Origin of the sequence: Paenibacillus odorifer (assembly GCF_000758725.1) — a bacterium.
Classification (GTDB): Bacteria; Bacillota; Bacilli; order Paenibacillales; family Paenibacillaceae; genus Paenibacillus_AQ; species Paenibacillus_AQ odorifer.
This window is the reverse complement of the sequence record NZ_CP009428.1, coordinates 2,737,100-2,751,688: the sequence shown is the minus strand read 5'-3', so window position 1 is coordinate 2,751,688 and position 14,589 is coordinate 2,737,100. Positions and strand designations below refer to the sequence as shown.

Below are 14,589 nucleotides of genomic sequence, written 5' to 3'. Positions count from 1 at the left end.
TATTATATAAAATAATGACTAGAAAGAAAAGCCTACATATGGAATCCGTAACCTCTCAGTAGACTAATCCACAGAATATACTTCTTCAGGGATCGAACGGTTATATACGTCTTTCATCACAGGTGATAACGGAGGATACTGACTTTTAGATTTGCCATCCAGATTGGTCATCTCATTGATTTCCATAACTTTTGTGGGTTTCGCCGTAGAACAACCCACTACACCCAGTAGTAACACTAGGCAAACGCCGACTTCCCATTTCACAATTTTAGACATTAAAAAAGCTCCTTTCACCGCAGCTGCAGTTATACTCACTACAGCTTTGACGATTCAGGAGCTTTATAAACAATAGGAGCTATTCATTCCAGTTGCCCTCTTAGAGATTGACGTTTCCAACCAAATGGACTAAATACATCATCCCAACCAGAAAGCCTGCTAAAACAAAATAAGCTGTCCCATATTTCCAACGTGTACTGGCTGGTACATCGTAATACTTATCATTATCATGGACTGTATAGCTGATGTCACAATGCATTTTTAAATGAAGACCATTCTCTAACGTTACTTGCTCCAGCTGCGAAATTCTTACCTTTTCAATAATACATTGCTGTGGCAGTGTAGCTTTGCCATAATAATTCAGCTGATCCCATCTCACCACAACATACTGCTGTCTCTCTAGATCACTGTAGGTGGTAAAAGGTAAATCCCGGCGATGCTCAGCTCCTGGAATCATGTAACCCGCCTCTCTCAAGGGCTCCACTGGAATTAAGAAACCCTTAGTCACAGACTGCGGCCGGTTGTTGTTACGTCTTTTCACAAATTTGTTATACAGATCGTAAGCAAACATTGCCCAGATGATAAAGAACAAAATCGAACGCAAGTAAACGATTATAGCTAAGCCACCGACCAGACCCACAAGCCACAGCCAGCGCGTAACCGCGGTAGCGATACGTCCACCGTCTAGCGGATGGATTGGCAGCAGGTTAATCAAATTAAGCAAAAAGCCTATATAAGCCAGGGAATAAAGAAGCGGACTATCCATATAATATGCCGCTCCAAAAACAGCAGTAGACCCAATAGTACCCAGAATCGGTCCGCCAAAAGCTACATACGCTTCTGTCTTCGCATCCAGCGGATGTTTTTTCATAGTAATTAACGCGCCTAAAAAAGGAATAAATAGCGGAGCGCTGACGGGTAGCCCGATGCGCTTAGCGGCTATAACATGTCCCAATTCATGAACAAGCAAAAGCAGGACGATACCTATGGCAAACCCCCACGGATAAATTAAAGCATATGCCCCTATCGAAACCATCATGGAAATTAACGGCCCGGCAATTTTACCTATTTTCAGCAGAGACAAAATCGCCTTTCCTTTTAACAGGAGCATAGCGGCTCCGCCCCCCAACCATTTCAGCGGAGTAGAAGTATTCTTTTTCTGCTCATTTTGCATTTGCGGCAAGATCACAAGCTCCTTTATCTTTCAATTTTAAAAAAACTACTAGTATTTCAACAAAGAGTCCTTCCGAATGTATACGATGCAACTTTTAGAAACGTTTCAGCGTCAAACCAACTATCTTGGATAAATTTTACTGCCAGATAAAGAAAGGGTTGGTTCATATGCTCTCTTTTCACTCCAAAGCTTGGTTATCCGTCTTAATGCTCTCAACACTTCTACTCCCTGCCACCGTGTCAGCAAGCTCTTCATTAACTGTATCGGAGTCGCCTGCGCTCGCCCAAGCTTCCTTTGCTAATACTTCGCAAGTATACTACCAATTTGGCGTTCCAGGCGGAAACATTGGCGGACCTGCGCTGCTCAAAAATGGTGTAATCTACGTAGATGTTCGGGGGATCGCTGAGCAAGCTGGCTTAAAAATGGACTGGGATAAATCCGGCAAACGTGCTCTGTTCAAAGGCTGGACTAAAAGTTTTGCTGTTCGAATCGGGAGTCAAACTGGAGTCCTTGACGGGAAAGCGGTAGATCTAGGAGGAATACCTTTTAAATCCAAAGAAGATGGGATATATGTGCCGGCGCGTTTTATCGTTAAGGCTTTCGAAGGCAGCCATCTCCGTCTGGACTCCACAACGAACACACTTTTAGCAGATGATCTGAAAACCTTCAATGTTTTCACAGAATCCTCTGGAGGGCGCACCTATACGTTGGTCAAAGCTAATGGTGATTTATATGTCTCACAAGGCAAGGATACGGTGATAAAACTCACTTCACTCCAAACAAACTTTGACTGGGCAGGAATGAAGATCGAGAAAACGGCGGGGGGGCTGCTAGTCATTAAGATTATTGATTCCTATGGAGAGCCTCATATTAATACACGCGAAATCACACTCATATTCAAAAATGGTGCATTACTACGCAAGGCCACATTCGCCTACCAGTTCAGAGGAGATGCGGATTTCAAACCTTATGATGGCAACCTAATCTTGCATGATGGTAATACCTTACGTTTCATCCAAGACGGCACGGGCAATGTAATAGATACTCTTGATCTTGTAAAGCTGGGTGGCGAGGAAGATGCTTACTATGTAGAAGGCATTGATAAAGAAATCATACTGCTTCGTGGAAATCAGAATGGATTGCTTACCTTAATCGACCGCCAAACAGGCGAGCGAACCCTTTTGTATAAGGAGCTACTCACAGCAAAGGATCAGGAATACGCGGAAAATAACGATGTTCCTTTTAAAGGAGATACTTTGAAATTCATAAAGCGGAGCGGTGACAAACTGTATTTTATAAATGACTCCCCTCTTACTGGCAAAAAAGAAGTTATCTACTCCATTGAAGCTCATTCCAATAACTCCAAGAATAATACTGATTAGAAAGTACAGTACAAGCATGTGTATTGATTAAAGAACTAATCGAATCCTCCTCAGGGATTATCCCTGAAAATTAACCTTCCTACATATAGGCAAACGCCGTGAACGTTGTAGGCTAAGGACCATAGACTGTTATCAGGATTGAAACATTCGAGGAGGATATCCATGGAATCAAATACAAATTTTCATCAACAGGTCGCTTGGAATTGCATGAATAAATATGTAGGTATAGTAACGACTGATGGTCAATCCTTTGACGGCTTCATCGCTCACGTGGACCAGAACTATATCACCCTTGCGGTTCCCAGCAATGAAATGGTCGATCGTATGAACGGAATGCCTGCCGAGCAGTCGAACTATAGACAATTCGGGTTCCAGCCCGGCTTTTACCCAAGACGCCGCTTCTATCCACGCCGTATCCCTTTTTTCGGAATAAGCAGTCTATTTCTACTCCCGTTTTTTATCTGACTCGGTGCAGGGGGATGATGGGTCATCCCCTTTCTAGCTATTAACTACTTAGTCGGAGGAGATAAGAGAAAACACCACTCTACATCTATATTGATTATAAAAAAGAATTGCCATCCTACTCTCTCATATGGTATTATAAATTTCGTCGCAGGACGGTAGCTCAGCGGGAGAGCACTATCTTGACAGGGTAGGGGTCATGGGTTCGAACCCCATCCGTCCTATACTGAAAAAGCCTTATTATATAAGGCTTTTTCAGTATAGGGATGTTTAGGTTTTGAGTAAAATACGAATTGGTGCCATTATGGTGCCCTGTAGTTGACTAAAGCAAAAGTGGTGCCATAATCGGCACCACTTTTTTTATCCTTGTAACCATTTAAGAAATACATCTTTTGAGACTTTTATCATCTTACCTACCCGCACGATATGAAATTGACCCGAGTTTAATAGTTCATATGTTTGACGCTCACCTATACCAAGTATTTGTTGTATTTCCTTCGCTGTAAGTACAGAGGGATAATCAGAAGTAGTCTTATACATTTGTTCAACCATCTTTTTCTTCCTCCTTCTCGATCACTAGATTCAAATCCAAAGCCAGCTTATAAAAAGCCTTCCAACGTATCTTGCTATATGTTCCCGAGCTAATCGGCGGCTGAAATTTAAAATTATACACTTTCTCATGAGTAATATAATCATGCTCTGTTGTCATATATCGTTCTTTAATCAAGAACCCTTCCATCTTTGGCATGCGATTCACCACTCGTTCTATCCGTTCACAAAAGTTCTTTCGGTGTGCTTGAGTATCTACATTATGAATGGCAATATTAGAAGTTTGGTCTGTGGTAACTCCTGTAAATCCCTTAGGGGAATCTGACCACGCAGCAGTTGTTGTTGCCTCACGTTCATCAAAGGTCAGAAATTTATTTTCCCTGTATTTATATAGAGCAGCCTCCACTGCCGCCTGAGTACGCTCCCGGTCTATCTCTGGTAAAAAGCTCTGTTGCACTGGGCAATCACCCCTTTGTAAAGAATCCCCCGACCGAAGCCGGGGCGTATATCATCTTAGAACGGCAGATCGTCTTGATCTTTACCTTTCTCGTCAGGACGGCCGATATATTGCCCGACCGTCTCAGAACGAACTTGATAAGCAAATGGCAAGCCTGCATCATGGGAGATGTAATGCCCCTTCTTAAGGTGGTCGGCGGCGACCTGCTTTAGGAGCCGCTTTGGTTTGTGTGCCTTCACCGACAGCGATCGGTAACATCTCATCCAGATTTGGACTAAGCAACTCAATGAGTGCAAGTTGATAGACATGCAAGTCAAAGGGCTCGTTACGTTTTCGGATCGGCTGCCATATCTGATATGTGACACCCATCTTCTTTTTAGTGACAAGTGTCTCAGCAGTAAGACCCAAAAAATACTCTTCGTTGTATCCACGGTTATCATGACCGGATTGATTCACTGGGTAGTGACAGTATCCCGGTCCATAACGCTTACGCTTCAGGTCATTTGAAACGCGGTACTTTCCCTCGTCAACCCCAATACGTATTACTGTTGCTTTGTAACGATTGTTGTTGGTGTAACCGTTGTACAACGGCACGTAGCCGCCGTTTTCCTTACCTTCACCCTTTATCGCATATATCCGGCGACCAAGACGCGCCGCACAGAACTTATATACACTTCCTGTGTAGTGACCCCCGGAGTCAATAAACGCCCCAACAATCCCAAAGGATCGCCCGTGTTTGTCTTTCCATTTCCGTTTTAAAAATTCGTCTAGCTCATCCCATACCTTAGATTGCTCTAAATCTCCATGAATGACATGGAATCGGATTCCCCAAGACTCGCGACCAGCCCCCCAACCCTTCACTTCGATTTCAAAACGGTTGTCCTGAGTATCCACAGTAGCCGTAAGAATCTTCACACCGTCCGGTACATCCGCTTCATACTCTTCGCCGCGTTGCATCAGTTCGTTTTCATCTAGCTTCTCACCAGTGACTCGCCATGTTTCGCCCATGACAGTGTTCGTCCAAACCTGAAGCATTTCCGGATCGTCTTTTGCTTCAAGGAAGCCTGAGACAATTTTCTTCCAAGTTACCCAAGGACTGACGATCTGCGAAAGGTGAAAACCTCTGCGGAATGGATGCTGCTGTCTCGCAACCCACTGGCCTGTTCCAGACTTCCAATTCTTCTCCGAAGATATCCCACCACAAGCCCGACAGGCTGCTTCTACATTCAGCACCTCTCCTGCATCGTCCCTAGTAAATTTCAAGTTCCCGAAACCCAAAGCTTCCAACTCGCCGCAACATGGACACGGTAAGCGCCACTGCTCTTGAGTGCTGTCTTGGTAGAGTCGGTTGATACGAGATGTTTCCTCCACCAGAGGCGTTGATACAAATAAATGCTTCCGGTTGTAAAAGGTTGTGGTCCGCTTTTTAACAAGTTCTACCGGATCGCCCTCAGTACCAGCAGATACCGGAAAGCGATCCACCTCATCTGCAAGTATCACTCGCACAGAACGAGAGGATAGTTGCGCTGGAGAATTGGCCCCAACTAGCTGAAGGTATCCACCAGGAAAACTTTTTTTAGCAATCGTGTTACTGGCTGACCTACCTTTTGCGGCAGCAAACACACTCCTTAGCCGTGGACTAGCGTTAATCATCGGTGTGATCCGTTCCTGAGATACCGACTTGATCAGCTGTTTATCTGGTAGCATGTAAATCATTGGGTAAGGTTCTTGGTCAGCAAAAAATCCCGCTATGTTCAGCAGGATTTCGGATTTACCTACCTGGGCCGAGGCCATGATTGCGACCTCTTCAACAGATGGATCATTCATGCAGTTCATTATTTCTTTGGTATAAGGAGATCTGTCTGTCCTCCACGGACCCGGCTCGGCGCTAGCTTCTTTACTCAGTACCCGATGTTCTTCTGCCCACTCCGAAACAGTCATAGGCGGTTTAGGTTCCCACATCTGAGCGATCTGTTTAAATAGTACCTCAGTCTTCTTCGATATCATCCCCATCACCCGCCTTTCGGCTAAATAATGCGGGGTTGTACTCCGTCAAGCCTTTCAGCACGCTGGAGATCTCACGCTCAAGCGCCTTTTCTATAACCGCTGTCGGCTCTCCATCTAATTGCGGGCTGATTCTAGTAGGAATTGCAAGAAGCTTGGTCTTCGCTGTGATGATCATATTACCCATGATGGCCTTCACATCGTCCGATGTATGCATATTCCCCTGCAATTCAGCCAATTCTAGAGCAGCCTTTTCCGATTTAATACGCTCATGCTCCGTCTTATGGTCGGTGTATGTGGGCTTTCCATCGTCTTTGGCGCCACCAGAAACGTGTAAAATGTACGCTTGAACTGCTTCGGACAGGATATATCTGCCCCTTCCAGACTGATTCAACACCTTTTCAGCAGTCAATTGCCGGATCCATCGGGAGGTTTTACCCACGATGGCGGCTAAATCGCTCGTTGATACTTCCGCTTCAGTTAAATCTACTTTTACCTTTTTGGCTTCCGCCATCGTATACCCCCCTAGCTTCCGTTTCAAGGCAATATAATCCAGACCCTATTAGGAGTCATATAATGAAGAAAAATCCCACCATGAGCCGCATAACCTCCTAAAAAGCGGAAACGGAAGTAAATTTTCAATATAAAAACTGAACAGAAATCGGGCTCACGCGCACCCGCACCCCTCCCCCTCCCTGGGAAGGACCCAAAGTCTAAGATTTCGGCGTAATTCTGTAGGAATCTCCTCATTAGCCGTCGAATATTGGTAGTTATCCAGTCTTACCATCACTAGGGAGGAGGAGATTGATTGAATCCATATATGTTTGTAATTGATGCTATTCCTGCGCCGACTAATAAAGACTGTGAAGACATCGCTGGTGCAAGGGTTCACGTTTGGGTCATTTCAAAAGATAAGGAGAATGCCAAGCTACAGGCAATGGATTACATCACTAGTTATCTTTGGACGATAACAAACATTGAATACGAGCTCGAGATTCAACATGAGCAAATACTAGATTTGGGTGAAGATGAAACCCAGCTATATAGGAAGGCTTGTCAGTTTGGAATAGCTGCAGATTTCTTAGCTTATCCGAAGATACCAAAAGATCGTAATGATCCTGTGATAAAGAAAAAACTTCGGCGTGATTTATAGTTTTACTGTCTCGCACTGGTAAACTCTGTTGTCGAACTGAACCTCGCCCGTTCAGTTCGCTTTTTCTCTCAACATTCTCTTTGGTCTTTCGCCTGAACATTTCCTTCACCCTTTCCTATAGATGTACAACAAAAAAAGCCCGATCTAATGATCAGACTTTTAGCGAATTATCGAAACGAAACAGTTGTTATTTGGTATAGCAGACCAGAACATCCCACGATTCGTTCGAACAAGTGAATTTCACATCAACTATTTCCTCCGCAGGCAGACCAGAAAGGAATTCATTCACTTCTTTTTGTAATTCATTGATTCCTGTTCCTGAAAAAAGCTCGACTTGCATTTTCCTTTTCATAATAGCCGCTCCCTTCTTTATCAAGTTTGAGGTTATACTTCCTCGCACCAAAAAGATATTTTTAAATCTATACCTGAAGCACCTTTTAGATAAAAAAATTCACGCAACGTTACTAAATAAAACTTCAGATCAATCATTACTTTATCCCCTACATTTGGGTAAGCAAGAGTTCCATTTTCATAAATCATATCCTCATCATGTACTCTTATTCCTGAATTCAGAAATTCCAGTTCTACAACCAAGTTTCCCACCTCCTTACATTACGATATACCACTATCTTCCTATACATTTTCCGATAAGTCTATAATAGTTGTTGTCGAAATTTAAAAAGAGCCGCTTCTCAGCGACCCCTAAAATCTCTAGATTTTAAACAAAAATGATTTCAATTGAAGTCAATTGATCGTATCGGTATACCTTGCCATCGAAATTTAGAGTTGAATTATTTTTCTTCCCGTTAATGCTTACGGTCAAAAAATCTGCATCGCTATGCAATTCGTTATCAGCAAACTCTTGGGTTGTATACGTTAACCCATCATTCATTTTATAGGCTAATTTAAATTTCATTATTTCCACCCCCTTGGAGTTACATGTTTCGACAGAAAGGTGATGTTTTCCTTTTTTAATTAAAATCCCCAAATGCTTGAGACTATCGGCCTTGTAGGATTCGAACCTACCTGAACCATGAGGCCATATTATTACGATAAAAAATTGACTTTATAGGAGGAATAAACTACTTTAAAGCCGAATTATGTAATTCTGAGAACACATAAAAGGAGTGCTTTGCTTGTCTTCAGCTTGGATGTCATTAATATCGGGTGTAGCCCTTACCGCAGTAGCCAGTTTAACTACATTTGCTTACTTCGTAACTACTAAAAAAATTGAAAAACACACAAACTTCGAAGTTAATGAAATTGCTGAGATTTTGAATAAAAAGAAGCTAGAAGATGAGGAAACAAGAAAAACAGTAAAAGAGTATTTAAATGCACGTTATTCAACGAATGATTTAAGTGCATCTATAACTGTCCCTGAAAAAGGAAATGTTTTATATGGACCTCCCGACGATTCTCAAATTAACAAAGTAATTGACCAACTTAATAGCACTCAAACGCAGGATGACCCTGGGTGGAAACTTGTCGAGACCCTTGTTAAGAATTATCATAAACAGGCCTTAACTCAAGCAAATGTTCAATTTTATTTTAGCGTAGCCGCCGCTGTTACTGGATTGATTCTTCTGAGTTATACACTGCTTTCACATTCTCCGGCAGACGAGAAAGCCCTTAGTTCAATACCAGTTGTTATTACTGAAGGGATCGCTGCCTTGTTCTTTAAACAAGCAGAACAAACGCGACAAAGAGCAACTGAGTTGTATGACAGACTAAGAGAAGATAATGTGCAAAACCTTTCAATTGAGCTAATAAACTCAATAGAAGATGAAAATTTGCGTTCGGTTGTCAAATCGCAACTAGCGTTAAAGATGGGCAATGTTGATTCAACTATCACAGAACTTTCTTCTTTGATAAAAGAGAAGCAGTTTAATATCTTTAATTCTTAAAGCCCGTACTTCCATCCCAATGTGCCGGATGCTCATAACGCGCTCAGGCGGAGCGCGTTGAGAGTGTGATTAAACTCTCATCCCCCGCATCAGACCGCCGCAACATCTACTTGCTACTTGTGCTATCAGTTCCGCCCCTATGAATCTGCTGCTATTGCAACGGGCATCATCACTGCTCAGCTCTGACGAGTCCTGCAGCGATAAGGGGCAGCAGGAGCACCCTTTCTTATATCCCAATGTACTGTGCTCGCTTGTCTTTCCAGCAACCACACCTACACAACAGTCCATGACTCATAGGTTTATCCTTAAGCGGATCTCTTGTAGGCAAGATTGCTGGTGGGAAGCTATACGGTCAATTCGCATACTTTAGTCTGCCTTCCTCATTTTCAATCTCATCAAGAAGTGTCATAAGCTTTCTTCTCAATCGCCTACGCTTTATCCATCTGACCGTATTCATTTTATCTTGAATATCCAGTGCATCTATCTTTAACTTAGATACATTGACCAATCAGATCACTCCTTTCTCTATGAAATACACAAAGGCCACTCTTTTATGAGCAGCCTTTATACATGTTTTATGAGGTTGTATATCCATAAGAATATGTGTCTCTTATATATCTTTATATATTACTTTCTTTAATGTTTCTTTTAGTTATCTTAGGGGGAGAACTCTCCCCCACTAATGGTGGAGAATCATACCCCATGGTGGTGGAGAACTCTCCACCAAGGATGTATATGCTTAGTGGAGGACAACTCTCCCCCAAGAGCATTCATGATGTATGTATATAGTGTATAAGTATTCATAGGTATAAGTATGAAAAAGCCACCCGGTTATGGATGGCTTTATGTACTGTTTATTATTCAAGGCATTTCTTGCAAATAACGCTTAGTGATTATTTCTGATGAAATCCAATGTATTGTCAGATCAATTAACTCCTTCATGTTTGTAATATCTTTGTCCTCCCACTTTCTTACATAGTGAGTTTCATCGTTTCCTAACCATGTTGCTCTTTTGGCACATAGTTTAATGTTGCTGTCTGTAACAAGGGCATCAATACATTTACCTAGCAACATAGTTTTTATCTCATCTGAACGTTCAGGTGATCCCTCTATTAGATAATCTTTAATCAAAAATTCTAATGCTTTTCGGTATCCAGGTCCACAGATATGACCCAAACCTTCACTTTCAGCTTTAAATGCTTGATTATATATTTCTGAAAATAAAGGTGATATTCGTATAATGTCATCACTAAAGACTTTTGTGACGTAGGAGTATGGTTTGCTTTCCTCATAAATCCACATATTTTCTGCGCCAGAAACTCCTTTTTTAAAACTGTAATATGATAGAAAAATTTCAGAACATACTTGTCTAGGACAATTGAAAACTAAAATTTTTCTGTACCTAGTTGAATACGAACCTATAGGCGCAACTTCAATATTTCTTTTACAAAATGGACATTCATCAGGCTTCCTATTAATAGTTAATCCATCGCCATTTACAATTACTTTCACCGAACCAAACACCCCCTGTATAGATATCTAAAGATAGAATACCAATATAAAGGTGCTAATCATAGCTTAAGATTTTGAAATAAAAAAGAACAGCTATCCCGCAAATGATACCCTTGAGACTCTCTGTAGGATTTACGCTCTTGGCTACCTACCGCCGTCAAACAGGTACTGGTTAGTGTCGGGTGCTGCTCTTTCTTGATTTCCTATGCTATAAATATATCAGATCAAAAACCTAATGACCGATAAGGTTATCTTATTATTCTGAAAATAATTTCGAATTATTTTGCAATGTCTGCGATATCTTCAATTTTCGGAAAATCGCTCGGATCATTTTCGTCTAGATGTGATCTTTCAAGAATAATTCTCATTAAATCAGAATCAAATTTAGTTACTTGGAGCCCAATATTAGAATCTCCAACCAATTTAAATAAATCACTTCTAGTATATTGAAGGGAAATAGCATGAAAAAAACCAGATATCATATATGCAATTTCATCAACCTCATTCGGTGCCAACTTAAATACGTTTGAGGTTACATATTTTGAGAACTTATTCAAGTTAAAAAAATTATCAGTATCATTCACTAAAATCAGTGAGTATAAAACTAACAATTCCATTTTAACAAATCTTTTTATTTTAAGCTTTTCAATAACAAATAAGGATTGATCATTAGTATTTGATGATTCATCATCAGATGCTTTTATATTTTGGGTAAATTCAGAACCGTTAATTTTGTCGCTATAAAAGAATTCAAATTTTCTCGCTCCCTCTTCAAATATTCCAGTTGCAGCCGTCACATTGTTTTCTAATGATTCTAATATAGTTAGAGAGCTTTCAAGTTTATCGGCAATCTCCACAATTTTATCAACTCTTTTTAGACTATCTGTTACACTTTCAATCTTCTTAGCTGAATCCTCTAAGATCGCGGTCGTATTCCCACTTGCAGCGGTCTGAAAAAAAGAATAAATTAATGCAACTACAGCCAATAAAATACTCGCAATGGTCCCCCCAAAACCCAAATAACCTATAACATCCGGGTTATCACCTAACCTCCAAGTTAAGATCGTTATTATAGCTAAAACTAAAATAAGTATCCAATATCCCAAATCTTTTTTTGTTATCTCTGGTAACATTGATTTCACAAACTCATCCCCTAAATTATGTAATAGGTAAATATTACTATGAGTTCCCTTGATATAGCTATGTAATATTTCTTATGATTAACTTCTTGATCATTTCCATAAACTTCTATATGATATTGATCATTAGGAGAGTGATTCCGTGATCGAAAATAAATTAAGTGAGGTAATGGGACGTAAGCGTCTAAAGATATCCGAAGTTATTGAGAAATCCGGCTTAGCTCGTAATACGGTAGCTGAGCTCTATCATGGTCGTGCTAAACGAGTGGATTTGGAGACTTTAGATAAACTATGCAAAGCTTTAGAATGCGAGAGTCTAAGTGAAATTATAGAGTTTCGACAGGAGGTTGAAACGAAGATATGACAGCATTCAAAGATGATTCGTTGAAGAAAAACAAATGGTATTTTGTCATTGAAGATGGTGTGGGCAAAGATCGCAAGCGTATTAAACGTAGAGGGTTCAAGCGCAAGCAAGACGCTGAAGAAGCTGAACGTGAGCTACTCAACCAGTTGAAGGGTGGCCTTGATTTAAAAGCTTCTAAAACACTGTATAGCAATTTCATGGAGGATCATTTAAACGACAAGAAGACCAGTGTCAAAGAGAGTACTCTTAAGATGTACAAAGCCTTGGTAAACAATCATATTCTACCAACTCTAGGCGATTTAGAACTTGGAGAGATCAAGCCACGCCATATTCAAAATTTATACAATAAACTCTTTGAATCTGGGAAACTCTCCGATGAGAATATTCAGAAGGTCCACTCCATCATCAACGAATCTCTAAATAAAGCTGCTGGACACGACATGATTATTAAGAATCCTGCTTTGGCAGTAAAACGCCCGAAAGCAGAGAAAAAAGAAATGCTTTATTGGTCTGAGGAAGAATCACATAAGTTTCTCCAGTCAGAGCCAATGACCGATATTATTACGCCTTTCTACTTGCATTGACTACCGGCATGCGGCAAGGTGAAGTTCTTGGCCTACGCTGGAAGGATGTTGACCTGGATAAGCGGACTATCTCTGTCGTGCAGATTCTAAGCCATGATGGAAAAACTTTTCAAACGGGAGCTAAAACGGATGCTGGCACACGGTCCATCGGTATCGATATTACGACCGTTACAGCTCTGAGGACGCTTAAGCATCGATGTAATGAGGAGAAGATCGGAGACAAGCATATTTACCAGGATAATGATTTGGTAATATGTACAGCTTTAGGTACTCCAGTGTCTCCCCGTAACCTTAACCGTTCATTCAGTAATCTGGTTGAAAAAGCTGAGGTCAAAAAAATCAGATTTCATGACTTACGCCATACTCACGTAGTCATGCTGTTGAAAGCTAGGGAAAATAACAAACGAATTGCGGATCGATTAGGCTGGTCAAGTGTAAAAATGATAGATCGGTATGCCCATGTAATGCCTGATATGCAACAAGAGACCGCCGATCTCTTTGGTAGTGTTTTCTTCAAAAAAACTGGTGCCATTATTGGTGCCGCAAAAGAGGTAAAATGAGGATTTTAGAGGAAGAATCGAACGGTATACGAACACTAATAAACCGCACAACAGTAAGGGTTCGGAGGTTTGAGGAAGTTAAGGAAAGTACGCGCCGTGATCTTGACAGGGTAGGGATCATGGGTTCGAACCCCATCCGTCCTATACGTGAAAGCCTTGATATTCAAGGCTTTTTTTGTTTTCTATTCACTTATCATTCTATTGAAATCCTTCATGATACGAATTTGATACAAATCGTTATTTGCTTTTCATATCAGTTCGCTAGGTCCTCCGGGAAAATATCATCACTTCTACCCTCTAGCCAATTCCTAAATACCGCTTTATTGATATATAATTCCCTTCCTGCTTTTGCAACATGAAATGGTGCGTCCCCTAAAAACTCATATAACTTAGCTTGACTCAATTTCATTATTTCCTTTACATGCTTTGGGCGGAGTGTCATCGGGAAGCTTTGCCTATATCTTCTGATCCGTGATGTAATCATATTCGGTTATTATATATCTTTCTTTAATCAAAAATGATTCCATTCGTGGAAGCCTATTTACAATCCTTTCAATTCTCTCACAGTACTCCTTACGTGCTGCTAAACTATCAACATTGTGTATGGCAATATTCGCGGTTTGGTCCGAAGTTGTTCCCGTGTCGCTTCTCGGAGTAGTTGACCATGCTGCTGTCGTGGCTGCTTCGCGTTCCTCAAAAGTTAGGAATTTATTCTCTCGATACTTATCAAAAGCCGCTTCAACCGCAGCTTGCGTCCGTACTCTATCTATCTCTGGCAGGAAGCTTTGTTGCACCTGCTATCACCTCACTGTAAAAGAATCCCCCGACCGAAGCCGGAGCGTGTAGCATCTTAAAACGGCAGATTATCATCATTTTCAAGGATTACCGGATCATTCTTATCTCCTGCAGCAGCTACCTCCTCCAGAGTGAGTTGATCCTTGTCTTCCAATTCAATCGTACCGTCTGGATTAACCTTTCCTCGTACGCCTTCTCTTGACTCCTCACGATCCTCTTCATCGTCATCACCTCGGAACTCTTCAATACTCATTTGAGATTCAGCGATTTCCAA

General features: G+C 41.2%; 21 protein-coding genes and 1 tRNA gene. 8 read left to right on the top strand and 14 right to left on the bottom strand.

The genetic code is table 11. The annotated features are described in order from the left end of the window. Positions 1-63: 63 nt before the first annotated feature. Positions 64-276 (bottom strand): hypothetical protein, encoded by a 213-nt coding sequence (locus tag PODO_RS11735; RefSeq protein WP_036686109.1) that lies wholly within the window; start codon positions 274-276, stop codon positions 64-66. Positions 277-376: 100 nt separating this feature from the next. Further along, positions 377-1,450 carry a site-2 protease family protein gene (locus tag PODO_RS11730; RefSeq protein ID WP_036686564.1) on the bottom strand — a complete coding sequence of 358 codons (1,074 nt, stop codon included), beginning with the start codon at positions 1,448-1,450 and terminating at the stop codon, positions 377-379. Between the two features lie 125 nt (positions 1,451-1,575). On the opposite strand from PODO_RS11730, the gene PODO_RS11725 reads away from it, so the two are divergent. The 3 genes from PODO_RS11725 to PODO_RS11715 all read left to right on the top strand — a co-directional run bounded on the left by PODO_RS11725 (position 1,576) and on the right by PODO_RS11715 (position 3,518). Continuing rightward, complete coding sequence (locus PODO_RS11725; protein ID WP_155288129.1) at positions 1,576-2,832, top strand: copper amine oxidase N-terminal domain-containing protein; 1,257 nt, start codon at positions 1,576-1,578, stop codon at positions 2,830-2,832. A 162-nt stretch (positions 2,833-2,994) separates the two neighbouring features. After that, positions 2,995-3,297, top strand: a complete 303-nt coding sequence (locus PODO_RS11720) for a hypothetical protein (RefSeq protein ID WP_036686108.1) — start codon at positions 2,995-2,997, stop codon at positions 3,295-3,297. Positions 3,298-3,446: 149 nt separating this feature from the next. Then, positions 3,447-3,518, top strand: a tRNA-Val gene (locus tag PODO_RS11715). A gap of 136 nt (positions 3,519-3,654) precedes the next feature. Here PODO_RS11715 and PODO_RS11710 read toward each other — a convergent pair. The 4 genes from PODO_RS11710 to PODO_RS11695 form a co-directional block, all read right to left on the bottom strand. Beyond that, entirely contained in the window at positions 3,655-3,846 is a 192-nt protein-coding gene (locus PODO_RS11710) for a helix-turn-helix domain-containing protein (protein WP_038570242.1), read from the bottom strand. Next, the gene (locus PODO_RS11705; protein WP_038570240.1) at positions 3,839-4,300 is read right to left on the bottom strand and encodes an ArpU family phage packaging/lysis transcriptional regulator; all 462 of its coding nucleotides are present in this window, start codon (positions 4,298-4,300) and stop codon (positions 3,839-3,841) included. The genes PODO_RS11710 and PODO_RS11705 overlap by 8 nt, the downstream gene beginning before the upstream one ends. A 183-nt stretch (positions 4,301-4,483) precedes the next feature. Next, positions 4,484-6,307, bottom strand: coding sequence for a phage terminase large subunit family protein (locus PODO_RS11700; protein WP_038570231.1), 1,824 nt, complete (start codon positions 6,305-6,307; stop codon positions 4,484-4,486). Next, entirely contained in the window at positions 6,288-6,845 is a 558-nt protein-coding gene (locus PODO_RS11695) for a lyase family protein (protein WP_244886471.1), read from the bottom strand. The genes PODO_RS11700 and PODO_RS11695 overlap by 20 nt, the downstream gene beginning before the upstream one ends. Positions 6,846-7,112: 267 nt before the next feature. Between PODO_RS11695 and PODO_RS11690 the strand changes: the two genes are divergently transcribed. Then, positions 7,113-7,457 carry a hypothetical protein gene (locus PODO_RS11690; protein WP_038570222.1) on the top strand — a complete coding sequence of 115 codons (345 nt, stop codon included), beginning with the start codon at positions 7,113-7,115 and terminating at the stop codon, positions 7,455-7,457. 187 nt (positions 7,458-7,644) lie between these two features. Here the strand turns inward: PODO_RS11690 and PODO_RS31065 are convergent, their stop codons facing one another. The 3 genes from PODO_RS31065 to PODO_RS11680 all read right to left on the bottom strand — a co-directional run bounded on the left by PODO_RS31065 (position 7,645) and on the right by PODO_RS11680 (position 8,349). Then, on the bottom strand, positions 7,645-7,809 hold the full coding sequence (locus tag PODO_RS31065; RefSeq protein ID WP_155288127.1) for a sporulation protein Cse60: 165 nt from the start codon (positions 7,807-7,809) through the stop codon (positions 7,645-7,647). 32 nt (positions 7,810-7,841) lie between these two features. Further along, positions 7,842-8,051, bottom strand: a complete 210-nt coding sequence (locus PODO_RS11685; RefSeq protein WP_038570219.1) for a hypothetical protein — start codon at positions 8,049-8,051, stop codon at positions 7,842-7,844. A gap of 124 nt (positions 8,052-8,175) precedes the next feature. After that, positions 8,176-8,349 carry a hypothetical protein gene (locus PODO_RS11680; protein WP_169744761.1) on the bottom strand — a complete coding sequence of 58 codons (174 nt, stop codon included), beginning with the start codon at positions 8,347-8,349 and terminating at the stop codon, positions 8,176-8,178. 244 nt (positions 8,350-8,593) lie between these two features. Between PODO_RS11680 and PODO_RS11675 the strand changes: the two genes are divergently transcribed. After that, the gene (locus PODO_RS11675) at positions 8,594-9,361 is read left to right on the top strand and encodes a TRADD-N-associated membrane domain-containing protein (protein WP_038570207.1); all 768 of its coding nucleotides are present in this window, start codon (positions 8,594-8,596) and stop codon (positions 9,359-9,361) included. A gap of 352 nt (positions 9,362-9,713) precedes the next feature. Here PODO_RS11675 and PODO_RS31060 read toward each other — a convergent pair whose 3' ends face one another. The 3 genes from PODO_RS31060 to PODO_RS11665 all read right to left on the bottom strand — a co-directional run bounded on the left by PODO_RS31060 (position 9,714) and on the right by PODO_RS11665 (position 12,015). Continuing rightward, positions 9,714-9,869 (bottom strand): hypothetical protein, encoded by a 156-nt coding sequence (locus PODO_RS31060; RefSeq protein WP_155288126.1) that lies wholly within the window; start codon positions 9,867-9,869, stop codon positions 9,714-9,716. A 353-nt stretch (positions 9,870-10,222) separates the two neighbouring features. Beyond that, complete coding sequence (locus PODO_RS11670; protein ID WP_038570204.1) at positions 10,223-10,873, bottom strand: DUF4145 domain-containing protein; 651 nt, start codon at positions 10,871-10,873, stop codon at positions 10,223-10,225. Between the two features lie 278 nt (positions 10,874-11,151). Beyond that, positions 11,152-12,015, bottom strand: coding sequence for a hypothetical protein (locus PODO_RS11665; RefSeq protein ID WP_038570201.1), 864 nt, complete (start codon positions 12,013-12,015; stop codon positions 11,152-11,154). Between the two features lie 139 nt (positions 12,016-12,154). Here PODO_RS11665 and PODO_RS11660 point away from each other — a divergent pair, with 139 nt between their 5' ends. Genes PODO_RS11660 through PODO_RS31050 form a run of 3 tightly spaced genes read left to right on the top strand, consistent with a single transcriptional unit; the run spans position 12,155 to position 13,520 of the window. Beyond that, complete coding sequence (locus PODO_RS11660) at positions 12,155-12,376, top strand: helix-turn-helix domain-containing protein (RefSeq protein WP_038570199.1); 222 nt, start codon at positions 12,155-12,157, stop codon at positions 12,374-12,376. After that, the gene (locus tag PODO_RS31055; RefSeq protein ID WP_052096983.1) at positions 12,373-12,960 is read left to right on the top strand and encodes a tyrosine-type recombinase/integrase; all 588 of its coding nucleotides are present in this window, start codon (positions 12,373-12,375) and stop codon (positions 12,958-12,960) included. The genes PODO_RS11660 and PODO_RS31055 overlap by 4 nt, the downstream gene beginning before the upstream one ends. Continuing rightward, complete coding sequence (locus tag PODO_RS31050) at positions 12,957-13,520, top strand: tyrosine-type recombinase/integrase (protein ID WP_052096981.1); 564 nt, start codon at positions 12,957-12,959, stop codon at positions 13,518-13,520. Before PODO_RS31055 ends, PODO_RS31050 begins: the two co-directional genes overlap by 4 nt. A 455-nt stretch (positions 13,521-13,975) precedes the next feature. Here PODO_RS31050 and PODO_RS11650 read toward each other — a convergent pair whose 3' ends face one another. Further along, positions 13,976-14,314 carry an ArpU family phage packaging/lysis transcriptional regulator gene (locus PODO_RS11650; RefSeq protein WP_052096980.1) on the bottom strand — a complete coding sequence of 113 codons (339 nt, stop codon included), beginning with the start codon at positions 14,312-14,314 and terminating at the stop codon, positions 13,976-13,978. Positions 14,315-14,370: 56 nt separating this feature from the next. Beyond that, positions 14,371-14,589: a hypothetical protein gene (locus PODO_RS11645; RefSeq protein ID WP_036686024.1), complete on the bottom strand. Its 219-nt coding sequence runs from the start codon at positions 14,587-14,589 to the stop codon at positions 14,371-14,373.

Coding starts and splice junctions, on each gene's coding strand:
- PODO_RS11735 (WP_036686109.1), bottom strand. CDS start 276: ATGTCTAAAATTGTGAAATGGGAAGTCGGCGTTTGCCTAGTGTTACTA.
- PODO_RS11730 (WP_036686564.1), bottom strand. CDS start 1,450: ATGCAAAATGAGCAGAAAAAGAATACTTCTACTCCGCTGAAATGGTTG.
- PODO_RS11720 (WP_036686108.1), top strand. CDS start 2,995: ATGGAATCAAATACAAATTTTCATCAACAGGTCGCTTGGAATTGCATG.
- PODO_RS11710 (WP_038570242.1), bottom strand. CDS start 3,846: ATGGTTGAACAAATGTATAAGACTACTTCTGATTATCCCTCTGTACTT.
- PODO_RS11700 (WP_038570231.1), bottom strand. CDS start 6,307: ATGATATCGAAGAAGACTGAGGTACTATTTAAACAGATCGCTCAGATG.
- PODO_RS31065 (WP_155288127.1), bottom strand. CDS start 7,809: ATGAAAAGGAAAATGCAAGTCGAGCTTTTTTCAGGAACAGGAATCAAT.
- PODO_RS11680 (WP_169744761.1), bottom strand. CDS start 8,349: ATGAATGATGGGTTAACGTATACAACCCAAGAGTTTGCTGATAACGAA.
- PODO_RS31055 (WP_052096983.1), top strand. CDS start 12,373: ATGACAGCATTCAAAGATGATTCGTTGAAGAAAAACAAATGGTATTTT.